The sequence below is a fragment of the Streptomyces sp. NPDC041205 genome, from assembly GCF_055591765.1.
The window spans coordinates 290,834-305,330 of record NZ_JBVIZH010000007.1 but is presented as its reverse complement, the minus strand read 5'-3'; the positions used below and the strand labels follow the sequence as shown (position 1 = coordinate 305,330).

At 73.7% G+C, this 14,497-nt stretch carries 10 protein-coding genes; 7 read left to right on the top strand and 3 right to left on the bottom strand.

Annotated elements, in window-relative coordinates; all coding sequences use genetic code 11:
- Positions 1-96 precede the first annotated feature (96 nt).
- The 7 genes from ACZ6BG_RS29025 (at position 97) to ACZ6BG_RS28995 (ending at position 7,622) form a co-directional block, all read left to right on the top strand.
- Positions 97-936 carry a M24 family metallopeptidase gene (locus ACZ6BG_RS29025; protein WP_469007209.1) on the top strand — a complete coding sequence of 280 codons (840 nt, stop codon included), beginning with the start codon at positions 97-99 and terminating at the stop codon, positions 934-936.
- Positions 933-2,714 carry an SDR family oxidoreductase gene (locus ACZ6BG_RS29020; protein ID WP_469006857.1) on the top strand — a complete coding sequence of 594 codons (1,782 nt, stop codon included), beginning with the start codon at positions 933-935 and terminating at the stop codon, positions 2,712-2,714. Before ACZ6BG_RS29025 ends, ACZ6BG_RS29020 begins: the two co-directional genes overlap by 4 nt.
- Before the next feature lie 53 nt (positions 2,715-2,767).
- Complete coding sequence (locus ACZ6BG_RS29015; RefSeq protein WP_469007207.1) at positions 2,768-3,784, top strand: metal-dependent hydrolase; 1,017 nt, start codon at positions 2,768-2,770, stop codon at positions 3,782-3,784.
- 176 nt (positions 3,785-3,960) lie between these two features.
- On the top strand, positions 3,961-4,923 hold the full coding sequence (locus tag ACZ6BG_RS29010; protein WP_469007205.1) for a MerR family transcriptional regulator: 963 nt from the start codon (positions 3,961-3,963) through the stop codon (positions 4,921-4,923).
- Between the two features lie 232 nt (positions 4,924-5,155).
- Positions 5,156-5,602 (top strand): hypothetical protein, encoded by a 447-nt coding sequence (locus ACZ6BG_RS29005; RefSeq protein ID WP_469006855.1) that lies wholly within the window; start codon positions 5,156-5,158, stop codon positions 5,600-5,602.
- A 136-nt stretch (positions 5,603-5,738) separates the two neighbouring features.
- Positions 5,739-6,641: an LLM class flavin-dependent oxidoreductase gene (locus ACZ6BG_RS29000; protein ID WP_469006853.1), complete on the top strand. Its 903-nt coding sequence runs from the start codon at positions 5,739-5,741 to the stop codon at positions 6,639-6,641.
- Between the two features lie 114 nt (positions 6,642-6,755).
- The gene (locus ACZ6BG_RS28995) at positions 6,756-7,622 is read left to right on the top strand and encodes an HAD hydrolase family protein (RefSeq protein WP_469006851.1); all 867 of its coding nucleotides are present in this window, start codon (positions 6,756-6,758) and stop codon (positions 7,620-7,622) included.
- A 134-nt stretch (positions 7,623-7,756) separates the two neighbouring features.
- On the opposite strand, the gene ACZ6BG_RS28990 is transcribed toward ACZ6BG_RS28995, so the two are convergent.
- From ACZ6BG_RS28990 to cydD, 3 genes are all read right to left on the bottom strand, one after another.
- Positions 7,757-8,836 carry a M23 family metallopeptidase gene (locus tag ACZ6BG_RS28990; RefSeq protein WP_469006848.1) on the bottom strand — a complete coding sequence of 360 codons (1,080 nt, stop codon included), beginning with the start codon at positions 8,834-8,836 and terminating at the stop codon, positions 7,757-7,759.
- A 151-nt stretch (positions 8,837-8,987) separates the two neighbouring features.
- On the bottom strand, positions 8,988-10,724 hold the full coding sequence (locus ACZ6BG_RS28985; protein WP_469006845.1) for a sensor histidine kinase: 1,737 nt from the start codon (positions 10,722-10,724) through the stop codon (positions 8,988-8,990).
- A 115-nt stretch (positions 10,725-10,839) separates the two neighbouring features.
- Positions 10,840-14,496, bottom strand: coding sequence for a thiol reductant ABC exporter subunit CydD (gene cydD / locus ACZ6BG_RS28980; protein WP_469006843.1), 3,657 nt, complete (start codon positions 14,494-14,496; stop codon positions 10,840-10,842).
- Position 14,497: the final 1 nt, after the last annotated feature.

The window sequence follows — 14,497 nt, the reverse complement described above, 5'->3', positions numbered from 1 at the left end:
GCACGGCGCGTGCGGACACGACGGACGGACGGTGGCATGACCTCAGCCATGACCTCGACGGGGACCTCGGCAGTGAGCTCGGCAGTGACCTCGGCAATGAAGGGTGAACTCTCCGCGGAGCTGCGGGGGTTCCGGCAGGTGCAGGCCCTCGCGTACGCGTGCGCGGAGGCCGTCGCCGCCCAGCTGAAGCCGGGGGTGACGGAGCGCGAGGCGGCGCGGATGCAGCGGGACTGGCTGCGCGAGCGGGGGGTGCGGGACTGGTTCCATCTGCCGTTCGCCTGGTTCGGCGACCGCACGGCGTTCACGAACTTCCGGATACCGCTGCAGTTCTTCCCGACCAACCGCAGGCTGGAGCCGGGGATGCCCTTCATCCTCGACATGGCCCCGGTGTTCCAGGGCTGCACGGCCGACATCGGCTACTCCGGCTGCCTCGGCCTCAACCCCGTGCACGACAAGCTGCTCGCGGACCTGGAGGCGCACCGCGAGCTGATCCTGCGCGAGGTCCGCGAGCGCCGCTCGCTGCGCGAGATCTACGAGGACGTGGACCGGCTCATGGTCCGCCAGGGGTACGCCAACCGCCATCGCGCGTATCCCTTCGGCGTCATCGCGCACAAGGTCGACCGGGTCAAGGAGCGCCGGCTCTCCCCGCACGTCTTCGGGTTCGGCACGCAGTCCCTGAAGGGCCTCGCGAGCGACGCGCTGCACGGCCACCGGGACGGCTGGTCGCCCCTGTGGTCGCCGTACAAGTTCTCCGACCACCCGCCGCAGCCGGGCCTGTGGGCGGTCGAGCCGCATCTGGGCTTCCGCGGCACGGGCGCGAAGTTCGAGGAGATCCTGGTCGTCACCGACTCCAAGGACCCCGAGCAGAGCGCCTTCTGGCTGGACGACGATCTGCCGCATGTGCGGCGCTGGGCCGAGGAAAGGGCTGCCGCATGACCACCGTGGATCTCTTGGGTGCGCGTGAGCGCTGGGTGCGCACGGGCGGCGTGGAGCTGTGCGTCGCCGAGCTGGGGGACACAGGCCGGCCCACGGTGCTGCTCGTGCACGGCTATCCGGACTCCAAGGAGGTGTGGTCCGAGGTGGCCACGCGCCTCGCGGACCGCTTTCACGTGGTGCTCTACGACGTGCGCGGGCACGGCAGGTCGACGGCGCCGAAGCCGCTGCGCGGCGGTTTCACGCTGGAGAAGCTCACCGACGACTTCCTCGCCGTCGCGGACGCGGTCAGCCCGGACGAGCCGGTGCACCTGGTGGGCCACGACTGGGGCTCGGTGCAGGCCTGGGAGTTCGTGACGGTCGAGCGCACGCAGGGGCGGATAGCGTCCTTCACCTCGATGTCGGGTCCGTCCCTCGACCACTTCGGGCACTGGCTCAAGAAGCGCATGACGCGGCCGACCCCGCGCCGCGCCGCCCAACTCGTCGGCCAGGGCGCCAAGTCCTGGTACGTGTACATGCTGCACACCCCCGTCCTGCCCGAGCTGGCCTGGCGCGGCCCGCTCGGCAAGCGCTGGCCGAAGATCCTCCAGCGCCTGGAGAAGGTCCCCGCCGACGGCTATCCCACGCTGTCGCTGCCGTCGGACGCCGCACACGGCGCCTGGCTCTACCGCGACAACGTCCGCGCCCGCCTGCGCAGGCCCCGCGCGGACGCCTACGCGCACGTCCCGGTGCAGCTCATCGTCCCCTCCGGCGACATCTTCCTCTCGGAGAAGCTGTACGACGACCTGGAGTCGTGGGCCCCGCAGCTGACGCGGCGCACCCTCCCCGCCAAGCACTGGGTGCCGCGCACCCGCCCGGACCAGCTCACCGCGTGGATCACGGAGTTCGTCACGGCCCATGAGGACGGCGGTCCGACGGCCCTGGCGAGCGCGGCGGCCCCGGCGCGCGGCAAGCACGCCGAGCGGTTCGCGGGCCAGCTCGTCCTGGTCACGGGCGCGGGCAGCGGCATCGGGCGGGCCACGGCGTTCGCGTTCGCGGAGGCGGGCGCGCGGGTGATCGCCGTCGACCGGGACGCGGAGGGCGCGGCGCGCACGGCGGAGCTCTCCCGGCTCGTGGGCGCCCCGGCGGCCTGGGCGGAGACGGTCGACGTCAGCGACGAGCAGGCCATGGAGAAGCTGGCCGAGAAGGTCGCCACGGAGTACGGCGTGGTGGACGTCCTGGTGAACAACGCGGGCATCGGCCTGTCCGGCTCCTTCCTCGACACCAGCTCCGAGGACTGGAAGAAGGTCCTCGACGTCAACCTGTGGGGCGTGATCCACGGGTGCCGTCTGTTCGGCAGGCAGATGGCCGAGCGCGGCCAGGGCGGGCACATCGTCAACACCGCGTCGGCGGCGGCCTATCAGCCCTCCAAGGCCCTCCCCGCGTACAGCACGTCGAAGGCCGCCGTCCTGATGCTCAGCGAGTGCCTGCGCGCGGAGCTGGCCGGGCAGGGCATCGGGGTCTCGGCGATCTGCCCGGGCTTCGTGAACACGAACATCACGGCGACCGCCCGCTTCACGGGGGTCTCCGCCGACGAGGAGAAGCGCCGCCAGAAGAAGTCCGCCCGCCTCTACGGCCTGCGGAACTATCCCCCGGAGAAGGTCGCCGACGCCGTCCTGCGCGCCGTTGTGCGCAATCAGGCCGTCGTCCCCGTCACCCCGGAGGCGCGCGGCGCCCACCTCATGTCCCGCTTCACGCCCAAGGCCCTGCGCGCGATAGCCCGATTGGAGCCACCGCTGTGAGCACGGAGAAGCCGGAGAAGCCGGAGAAGCCGGAGAAGCCAGAGCAGCCAGAGCTGCCAGAGCAGCCGGAAGAGCCGGAAGAGCCGGAAGAGCCGGAAGAGCACTACGCGATCGTGCCGCGCCGGGTCTCGTTCGACTGGGACGAGACCTCGCTGGACTGGATCCCGGACGAGCCCGTCGCCACGCATGTCACCAACGTCCTGCACCTGTTGCTCCCGGCGGGGGAGCGGTGGTTCGTGAAGGTCTTCAAGGAGGGCCTGCCGCTGGTCACCGACCCCGTGCTCCTCAAGGACGTCAAGGGCTTCATGGGGCAGGAGGCGACGCACAGCGTGCAGCACGCGCACGTGCTCGACCACCTGGCGGCGCAGCGCCTGGACACGGCCGGCTTCACGAAGTACGTCGACTTCCTCTTCGAGCGGCTCCTCGGGGACCGGGCGCCGCTCGGGCCGCTGGTGTCGACGCAGGAGTGGCTGCGGTTCCGGCTCGCGGTGGTGGCCGCCATCGAGCAGTTCACGGCGGTGCTCGGCGACTGGGTGCTCGCCGCCGACGGGCTCGACCGGGCCGGGGCGGACGACGTCATGCTCGACCTGCTGCGCTGGCACGGCGCGGAGGAGGTGGAGCACCGCGCGGTCGCGTTCGACATGTACCAGCACTGCGGCGGCACGGGCGCGCCCCGGTACGCGCGCAGGGTCGCGGCCATGGCGGTCACGGCACCCGTGATGCTCTACCTGTGGATCTGGGGCAGCGCGTATCTGCTCCGCCACGATCCGCGCTTCGATCCGGGCTTGCGTCCGCGCTTCGCGAGGCCGACGGGGACCGCGGGAGCGGCGGCGAGCACAGGGGCAGCGGGGAGGCCCCGGCCCCGGCTGACCCCCCGGGCGTACAACAGGGCCGTGGACAAGGGTCTGTTGCCGTCCATGCGGAAGCTCGGCGCGGCCGTACCCCGCTATCTGCGGCGGTCGTACCATCCGTCGCAGGAGGGCTCGCTGCGCAAGGCCGTCGACTATCTGGCGCAGTCGCCCGCGGCACGGACCGCGGCGGCGGTGGCGGGGCGCGCGGCGATCGCCTAGTGAGCGTCGGGAAGGGCGGAAGCGTGGTGGAGGACGGGTCGGCCACGGGGTCGCGTACGGAGCGGTGGGACGCGCGGGACGCACGGGACGCCGAGGGCGCGCAGGACACGGGGGACGCGGAGACCGCGGAGGGTGCGAAGGCCGCGGAGGCCGCGGGCGGGACGGGCGCGCCCCAGGTGTCGGCGCCCGCCCCGGGTGAGCCCCGCGTGGAGTACCGCATAGAGGACCTCGCCCACCACAGCGGGGCCACGGTGCGCACCATCCGCGCCTATCAGGACCGCGGGCTGCTGCCCCGGCCCGAGCGGCGCGGCCGGTCCAATGTGTACGGGGACGCGCATCTGGCCCGGCTTCGCCAGATCGCCGACCTGCTCGACCGGGGGTACACCCTCGCCTCCATCAAGGAGCTCCTGGAGGCCTGGGACGCGGGCCGCGGCCTCGGCGGTGTGCTCGGCCTGGTCGCGGAGGTCGACGGGCCCTGGACGGACGAGAAGGCCGACCGGATCACGCGGGCGGAGCTGATCGAGACGTTCGGCGGCGTCCCGGACCCGGCGGCGGTGGCGGACGCGGTCGCACTCGGCGTGCTTGAGCCGCTGCCGGGGATCGACGACGAGTTCCTGGTGCCGAGCCCGCAAGAGCTGGCGGTGGCGGCCGAGTTGCACGCGGCCGGGGTGCCGCTTTCGGCGATCTCCAGCCATCTGCGGGAGTTGAGGGGGCAGGTCGAGCACATCGCGGCCCGCTTCCTGGAGTTCACCAACGAGTACGTCTTCGCGCGCTATCTCGGCGATCACCAGCCGACCGAGGCCGACGCGGCCGAGGCCGCCTCGCTCATCCGCCGCCTCCGCCCGCTGGCGCAGAAGTCGGTCGACGCGGAACTGGCGCGCGCGATGCGCCTGTTGGCCACCCGGAACCTGCGCCGCCACCTCGTCGCCGAGGAACCCCTCCGAGCGGGCGACGAGCCCGCGTACGTGGGTCTGCCCGCCGACACAATGCGCGCTGTTCAGGAGCTGGTTGGGCGGGAGAACGCGGCGGAGTTCATCGCGGCGGCCGCCGAACGGGAAGTCCACAACCGGACATTGGACAGACTTGCCTCAATTGACAACAAACAGACATCAGTTACCCAAAAGCCCCCATTCGCCTGAGAGTTGTCCACAGAATCGTCAACGAGCCTGTGGATAACCGGACTTGGTTGTGGATCAAACCTTTGGGCTCGAATTCGTCGATGAAAAGTCGGTGGCGAGAAATCGAGTGCGCGGAGAACGGGCGGACGCGCGGAGAACGAGCAGGCCCGCGGAGAACGAGCAGCCGTGCCGAGAGCGAGCAGGAGCGCGGAGAGCGAGCGAGGGCGTCGCCGACCAGGCATGATCGGGAGCCATGGAGCACCTGCACAGCACCGAGGCCGCCGTCGGCGCGCTGCGCGCGATAGCGCGTGAGCACGAGCGGGAGATCGAGGTCACGCACGACATCGGCGCCGACCGGACCTCCCGCCGTACCGCCGCCGGCTTCGAGGTGGCGACGGACCCGGACGGCTCGCTGCCGCACGAGGCGTTCGTGGAGTTCGGCGGCTCCCCGCGGCTCTCCGTGCGCCTCTACCCCGACGACGACGCGCTGATCGAGGTCGACGGCGTGCAGTGCCACGACATCCCGCGCGACTCGGTCCCCGCGTTCGTACGGTCGGTCCTCGGCGGCCTCGCGTACGTCAAGGGGCGCCGCTTCCCGCCCGGCTACTGGCTGGTCGTACCGCTGCCCGGCGACGAGACGTACAAAGAGCTGATCCCCATGATCTCGCTCACGCCCTGGCTGAACGCCCGGGTCCGCTGAGCACGGGCCCACAGGGCGAAACACCCGGCAGGAGCCGTGGCGCGGCCGCCGACGGGCCCGGCCGGATCACACGGACCGCGCGGTCACCCGGCCACAAGGGGAAGGCCAGCCTCCGGACGGTCGTACGCTCGAAGACATGAGTCTGCGTCTGAGCACCGTCATCCTGCCCGTCCGCCGCTGGCACGAGGGGGGCAAGGAGCGCTGGCAGCGCGCGGAGGACCTCGGTTTCCACACCGCGTACACCTATGACCACCTCTCCTGGCGGACCTTCCGCGACGGGCCCTGGTTCGGCGCGCTGCCGACGCTGACGGCCGCCGCGGCCGTGACCGGGCGGATCCGCCTGGGCACGCTCGTGACCTCGCCGAACTTCCGGCACCCGGTGACGCTCGCCAAGGAGCTGATCACCCTCGACGACGTGTCGAACGGCCGGATCACGCTCGGCATCGGCGCGGGCGGCAACGGCTTCGACGCCACCACGCTCCGCCGCGCCGACGAGGAGCCCTGGACACCCCGGGAACGCGCGGACCACTTCGGAGAGTTCCTGCCGCTCCTGGACCGGCTGCTCACCGAGGACTCGGTGACGTACGAGGGCGAGCGGTACGCGGCGTACGAGGCGCGGAACATCCCCGGCTGTGTGCAGCGCCCCCGGCTGCCGTTCGCCGTGGCCGCCACCGGGCCCCGCGGCCTGCGGCTCGCCGCGCGGCACGGGCAGGCGTGGGTGACGACGGGCGACCCGAAGATCTCCGCGACGGGCACCCCCGAGCAGTCCCTGGAGGCCATCCGCGGCCAGCTCGACAAGCTCGGCAAGGCCTGCGCGGACGTCGGCCGTGACGTCGAGGAGCTGGACAAGGTGCTGCTCACCGGCTTCACCCCGGACCGCCCGCTGGACTCCTTCGACGCCTTCGTCGACTTCGCCGGGAAGCACGCCGCGCTCGGCATCGACGAGATCGTTCTGCACTGGCCGCTGCCCGGCACGGACTTCGGCGCGGACGAGAAGGTCTTCGAGCGCATCGCCACGGAGGCGCTCGCGCAGCTCTGACGCGGGCGCCCGCCCGGCGGGCCGGAGGTGCGGCAGGGGCGCACGGGCGTGAGACGTACTCAGATGTGCGCCCCGCCACACACCCGTGCGCGCATATGCGGGACAATCGCGTACGTGACCTCAACCACCCCGCGGCCCCACGTCCCGGCCCCCTCCGTTCCGCCCCGGCTGATCGCCACGGACCTGGACGGCACGCTGCTGCGCGACGACAAGTCCGTCTCGGAACGGACCGTCGCCGCGCTCGCCGCAGCCGAGGCCGCCGGGATCGAGGTCTTCTTCGTGACCGGGCGCCCGGCCCGCTGGATGGACGTCGTCAGTGACCATGTGCACGGCCACGGCCTGGCCATCTGCGGGAACGGCGCCGCGGTGGTCGACCTGCACGGCAGCCCCGGCAGCCACCGCTTCGTGATGGTGCGGGAGCTCGACCCCGCCATCGCCCTTGACGTGATCGGCATCCTGCGCGCGGCGGCGCCCGGCACGTCCTTCGCGATCGAGCGGACCGGCGGGGTGCACCACGAACCGGCCTACCCGCCGCTGCACCTGGACCCCGCCGTCAGCGTGGCGCCCGCCGAGAAGCTCCTCAAGGCCGAGTCCGACAGCGCCGACCAGCCCGTCCTCAAGGTTCTCGCCCACCACCCCGAGCTGTCGCCGGACGCGTTCCTGACCCTGGCCCGGGTGGCCGTGGGCGACCGCGTGGAGATCACCCGGTCCAGCCCCACCGCCCTCCTGGAGATCAGCGGCCCCGGCGTCTCCAAGGCCAGCACCCTCGCCCTGTGCTGCGCCGAGCGCGGCATCAGCCACGAGGAAGTCGTCGCCTTCGGAGACATGCCGAACGACATCGAGATGCTCACCTGGGCCGGTGTCTCGTACGCCATGGCCAACGCCCACGCGGACGTGATCGCGGCGGCGTCCGGCCGCACGGTCGCCAACAACGAGGACGGCGTCGCGGTGGTCATCGAACGAATACTGGCCGAGCGGTAGATCCGGCGAGGCCGCCCCGCACTGGACGCGCTGTCCGGGGTGCCTGTGCCCCGGCCTGAACGCCCTGGACCCAAACACCCCGGCCCGGACGCCCTGGGCCTGGACGCCGTCCGCGCCGACGCACCGGACGGGCCTCAGAGCCCCACTCCCCGCTCCGCGAGCCACCCCACCGGATCCACCCCCGAGCCCAGGTCCGGCGTCAGCCGTGCCTCGAAGTGCAGGTGCGGGCCGGTCGAGTTGCCGGTGGTGCCCGCCTGGCCGACCCACTGCCCTGTGCGCACCCGCTCCCCCTGGTCGACGGCGACGGACGCCAAGTGCGCGTACTGCGTGTACGAGCCGTCCTCGTGTCCCACCACGACCTCCATCCCGAAGCCGCCGCCGCACGCCACCCGCACCACCCGCCCGGCGCCCACCGACCGCACCGGGGCGCCGATGCCGACGGCGAAGTCCTGCCCGGTGTGCCGGGCCGCCCAGCGCGCACCCGCGCTGTCGAAGCCCGCGGACAGCTCGTACGTCTCCACGGGCGTCACCCACGCGCGCGTAGCTGACGATTCCGGCTGCGCGATGCGGACGGCGCCCCGGCACCGGCCCGCGGCGGCCGACGCGTCGGCCTCCTCCTGCAGCGTCCAGCGCGCCGACTCCAGCTTCGCCTCGATGTCCCGCTTGAGCCGGGCGAGGCGCGCCTCCCGCCGGTCGAGCACGTCCCGGGCCCGGGTGGCGGACCGCTGGGCCGTGGCGAGCCTGGCCGCGGCCCGCCGCGTCCGGGCGACGGTGTTGGTGACGGCGAGGTCGGCCTGCCCCACGACGCGCCTGCCGCGCAGCAGCTCGTCGGGGCTGTCCGCGAGCAGCAGGCGCGCGGTGAGCGGCAGGCCGCCGCCGGTGCGGTACTGGGCGGTGGCCATCCGGCCCAGGTCCTCGTGCAGCACGCCGACCTCGTACCGCTCCTTGGCGAGCAGCCGCTCCAGGTGCTTGACGCGGGCGCGCTGCACTCCGGCCGCGCGCCGCCCCGCCTCGTAGCGCAGGGTCGCGGACTGGGCCTCTACGTAGAGGCGTGCCACCTCCACGCTGGTGCTCGGCCCGCCGTGCCCGTCACCCCCGTCGCTTCCGTTCCGCCCGTCGGCGGCCGCCGTCCCGGGCACGCCGAGAGCGACGAGCGCGCACAGCAGGACCGGCAGAACCGGGGCGACAAGGGAGCGGCAGGGCAGGGGACGCATGTCCCGGATCGTTGCCCGCACGGGCGCGCGGCGCACCGGGGAACTCGTACGCGCGGGGGACCCGGTGACCCGTACGGGGCACGCGGTACCGCCGAACAGGGGCGCATCGCACGCCCCGGGAGCCACCCCCGGAAGACGCCCCCGCCCCACATCAGTACGGCGCCTGCCACACCACCGTCGTCCCGCCCCCGTCCTCCCCGATGCCCGGCCCGTACCAACTGGCGCCTCCCAGGGACTCCGCGCGCCGCTTGAGGTTCTTCAGGCCGCTGCGGCGGCCGCCCTCCGTGATGCCGACGCCGTCGTCCGCCACGGTCAGGCGTACGCCCCGCTCCCCGTCCGGCAGGACCAGCGTGGCGTCCACGACGACGTCGATGCGGGCGGCCCCCGCGTGCCGGAAGGCGTTCGACAGGGCCTCGCGGAGCGCCGCGATGAGGTTCTTGCCGGTGAGTTCCCCGACGACCGTGTCGACGGGGCCCACGAAGTGGTGGGAGGGCTTGAAGCCGAGCGGCACGGCCGCCATGTTGATCTCGCGCAGGACGCGGGTGCGCAGCCCGGCGGGCGCCTCGGCGGGCCCCTGCTGGAGCGCGAAGATGGCCGTACGGATCTCCTGGATCGTCACGTCCAGCTCGTCGACGGCCTTGCCGACGCCCTGCTGCACCTCCGGCACGACGGACCGCCGCTGGGCGCTCTCCAGCATCATCCCGGTGGCGAACAGCCGCTGGATGACGAGGTCGTGCAGATCGCGGGCGATCCGGTCGCGGTCCTCGTAGACGGCGAGGCGCTCCCGGTCGCGCTGCGCCTCGGCCATCATCAGCGCGAGCGCGGCCTGCGAGGCGAACTGGGTGGCGAGGGTCCGCTCGGCCTCCGTGAAGGGGCGTGCCCCACGCGCGCGGGGCGTGACGAGCGTCCCCAGGACCCGGCCGTCGCTCTGCAGGGGCAGCATCATGGCGGGCCCGTAGGTGCGGGCGAGGTCGGTCATGATGCGCGGGTCGGTGGCCGCGTCGTCGATGAACACGGCCCGCCCGTCGAGCAGGTCGGCGATGATGCGGCTCTCCGGAGGCACCACCACGCCGAGCGCCCCGCTGGGCCGGTCCGAGGACACGGCGACGATCTCCATGCCGCCCTCCTCGTCGGGCAGCAGCACGATGCCGGCCGCCGAGTCGGCCAGATGGCGCGCCTGCTCCGCGACGACCGCGAGGGCGTCCTCGGCGTCGGAGCCGGAGAGCAGCGCCGTGGTGACGGCCACGGAGCCGTCGATCCACCGCTCGCGCTGCTTGGCGGCCTCGTACAGGCGCGCGTTGCCGATCGCGATGCCCGCCTCCGTGGCGAGGACGCGCACCATGTGCACGTCGTAGTCGTTGAACTCGCCGCCGTCGCGCTTCTCCGTGAGGTAGAGGTTGCCGAAGATCTCGCCCTGGACGCGGATCGGCACCCCCAGGAAGCCGCGCATCGGCGGGTGGTGGGCCGGGAAGCCGCAGGAGCGCGGATCGGCGGCCAGGTCGGCGAGGCGCAGCGTCTCCGGCTGGTGGATGAGCGCCCCGAGCAGCCCGCGGTGTCCGTCGGGGAGGCGGCCGATGCGGGCGGCGGCGGCCTCGTCGATGCCGTGGTAGACGAAGTCTGCGAGCCCGTCGCCGTCTTCGGAGACGACGCCGATCGCCGCGTAGCGGGCGTCCGTGAGCTCGGCCGCGGTCTCGCAGATGCGGTTCAGGGTGGTGTGCAGCTCCAGGCCGGTGCCGACGGAACGCATCGCCTCCAGGAGCTGCGGTACGCGCGCGGTCAGCTCGGTGGACAGCCCCTGGAGGCTGCGGGTCGCCTGGCCCGCGACCTCCGCCGGGTCCGGGCTGCCTTCGGGAGGCGGGGTGGGGGCGGGGGCCGGGGGGACGGACATGCCTTGAGGGTAGTTAGTCCGATTTGCCGTGGAAAGTCGAGCCTTCACCGGCCCCTGGCCCGGGCGGACGGCGGCCATCGGCGTCACCCGCCCACCGAGGCTGTCACGGTCACCGTCAGCCCCCGACCCCGGCCTCGGCCTCGACACCGGCCCCGACCGCGACCTCGGCACCAGCCCCGGCACCGCCCCCGGCCAGCGCGTCCCCAGCCGACTCCCGCTCCCGCATCCGCCGCAGCGGCCCGTCCACGGCCACGAGCTCCGCGTACGCCCCGCGCTGCGCCACCCGTCCCTCCTCCAGGACGAGCACCTCGTCCACCGCGTCGAGCCCCGCGAGCCGGTGCGTGATGAGCAGCGTCGTCCGGCCCTCCGTGGCCGCGAGCAGGTCGGCGGTGAGGGCGTCGGCGGTCGGCAGGTCGAGGTGTTCGGCGGGCTCGTCGAGTACGAGGACGGAGAAGTCGGCGAGCAGCGCGCGGGCGAGCGCGAGGCGCTGCCGCTGGCCTCCGGAGAGGCGTGCCCCGTGTTCCCCGACGAGCGTGTCGAGCCCGTCGGGCAGGGAGGCCACCCAGCCGTCGAGCCGGGCCCGCCCGAGCGCCGCGTACAGCTCGTCGTCGCTCGCGTCCTTGCGGGCGAGCAGCAGGTTCTCGCGTACGGAGCTGTCGAAGACGTGGGCGTCCTGGGCGCACAGGCCCACGAAGCGGCGCACGGTGTCGCCGTCGAGCGCCGCCGTGTCCGTGCCGCCCAGCGTGTACGTCCCCTCGGACGTGTCCAGGAAGCGCAGCAGGACCTGGGCGAGCGTGGTCTTGCCGGACCCGGACGGGCCGACCACGGCGACGCGGCGGCCGCGCTCCAGGGTGAGGGAGACGTCCACGAGCGCGTCCCGCTCCTGGCCGTCGTGGCGGGCCCGCAGCGCGTCGAGGCGCAGCGGGAAGGGCGTCCGCGGGGCCCCTGCGGGCTCGGCGGGGTCCTGGACGGGTTCGGGTGCGTCGAGGATCTCGTGGACCCGCTCGGCGCTCTTGCGGACGCGCTGGCGGTACTGCACGGCGAGCGGCAGCCCCAGCACGGCCTCGAACGCGGCGAGCGGGGTGAGGACGACCACGGCGAGCGCGACGCCGCTGAGCCGTCCGTCGTGCAGGCCCTGGACGCCGACGAGGGCCGCCGCGGCGACGGTGAGGCCGGTGGCCAGCGCGGTGAGCCCGTCACCGAGCGCGGTGGCGGTCGCCGTCCGGGACGCGATCCGGGTCAGCTCGGCGTCGGCTTCCCTCGCCCGGTCGGTACGTCGGCGCAGGGCGCCCGCGACCGTCAGCTCCGCCGTCCCCGTGAGCAGGTCGGCGACCCTCGTGGCGAGCACCCCGCGCGCGGGGGCCAGCTTGCGCTCCGCGCGGCGGGCGACGGCGCCGCTCAGCAGGGGCACGCCCACTCCGGCGGCCAGCAGGCCCACGGCGAGGACGGCGCCGGCCTCCGGGAGCAGCCACGCGGTGAAGCCGACGGCTCCTAGGCCGACGGCGGCCGCGGCGCCCGCGGGCAGCAGCCACCGCAGCCAGTAGTCCTGGAGGGCGTCCACGTCGGCGACGAGGCGGGACAGCAGGTCGCCGCGGCGGGTCGTGCGCAGGCCCGCGGGGGCGAGGCGCTCCAGGCGCCGGAACACCGCGACCCTGGTGTCGGCCAGCATCCGCAGCACCGCGTCGTGCGACACGAGGCGCTCGGCGTACCGGAAGCAGGCCCGTCCGATGCCGAAGGCGCGGGTCGCCGTGACGGCGATCATCAGGTACATCACCGGGGGCTGCTCGGAGGCCCGCGAGATCAGCCACCCGGACGTGGCCATGAGCCCGACGGCACTCCCGACGGCGAGGCTCCCCAGCAGCAGGGCCAGTGCCAGCCTGCCCTTGCGCTGCCGCGCCGCCGCCCGCACCCGGGCCAGATCCCCGCCCCGCCGGCGGGAACCCTCCCCGCCGCCCGCCCGTTCACCAAGAGGCACAGCCTGATCGAGCAAGCCGCTCTCCCCGGCGGCGGAGCCCGCACCGCCACCACCGCCCTCGCGGCTCGTGCCGCTGGGCGTCAGGGGCGTCCTCTGCTCAAGCGAAGCCGAGAGTTCGGGGGCAGGCGGGCACAGCCCGTCTCCCACAGCACCGCTCACCACGGCGTCCACCCGGACCACCCGGTCGGCGACCGCCAGCAACGCGGGCCGATGGACCACCATCACCACGGTCCGGCCCACGGCCAGCCTCCGCACCGCCTCGACGATGCCCGCCTCGGTCTCCCCGTCGAGCGCGGCGGTCGGCTCGTCCAGGAGCACCACGGGCCGATCGGCCAGGAACGCCCGGGCCAGGGCGATCCGCTGCCGCTGCCCGGCGGAAAGCCCGGCCCCGTCCTCCCCCAGGACGGTCTCGACGCCCCGGGGCAGCCCGGCCACGAACTCCCAGGCACCCGCGGCACGCAGCGCCTCCACGACGTCCGTGTCCGCCGCCCCGGGACGGGCCAGCCGCACGTTCTCTGCGATGGTCCCGGCGAACAGGTGCGGCCGCTGCGGCACCCAGGCGACCCGCTCCCGCCATCCGCCGAGGGACACGTCGGCCAGATCGGCACCGCCGACCAGGACGCGCCCCGCGGTGGGCGGCACAAAGCCCAACAGCACGTTCAGGAGGGTCGACTTGCCCGACCCGCTGGGCCCCACCAGGGCCACCGTCTCCCCGGGCTCGACGGCGAACGACACCCCACGGACAGCGTCGACCGCCCGTCCCGGGTACCGGACGCCCACCCCGTCCACCGCCACGCCGACCGCACCGTCCGCGGGCACGACCCCCGTGCCCCCGGCCGGAACCGGCACCTCTAGGACGGCGAAGATCTCCTCCGCCGCGGCCACTCCCTCGACCGCCGCGTGATACCGCGCCCCCACCTGCCGCAGCGGCAGATACGCCTCGGGCGCGAGGATCAGGATCACCAGGCCGTCGTACAGCTCCATGTTCCCGTGGACGAGGCGCATGCCGATGGTGACGGCGACCAGCGCCACCGAGATCGTGGCGAGCAGCTCCAGGGCGAAGGACGACAGGAACGCGATGCGCAGCGTCCGCATCGTCGCCCGCCGGTACTCCCCGGTGATCTTCCGGATCGACTCGGCCTGCGCCTTGGCCCGGCCGAACACCTTCAGCGTGGGCAGTCCCGCGACCACGTCGAGGAAGTGCCCGGACAGCCGGGAGAGCAGGTGCCACTGCCGGTCCATACGGGCCTGGGTGGCCCAGCCGATCAGCATCATGAACACCGGGATGAGCGGCAGCGTGCCCACGATGATCGCCGCCGACACCCAGTCCTCGGTGACCACCCGAAGGAGCACGGCCACCGGGACCACCACGGCGAGCCCCAACTGCGGCAGATAGCGCGAGAAGTAGTCGTCGAGCGCGTCCACGCCCCGCGTGGCCAGGTTGATCAGGGACCCCGTCCGCTGACCGCTCAGCCACCCCGGGCCCAGCTCCCCCGCCCGCTCCAGGAGCCGCCCCCGCAGCTCCGACTTGACCGCCGCGCTCGCCCGGTGCGCGGCGAGCTCGGTCAGCCACGACACCGCCGCCCGGCCCACGGCCACAGCCACGAGCAGGGCCAGCGGTGTCCTCAAGTCACCGACGCCGTACCCGTGCTGGAAGCCGCCCACCACGATCTCGGCGATCAGCATGGCCTGGGCGACGACCAGCCCCGCCCCGGCCAGGCCGAGGACCACCACCGCGGCCAGGAAGACACGGGTGGAGCGGGCGTACCGGAGCAGACGCGGGTCGATCGGTTTCACG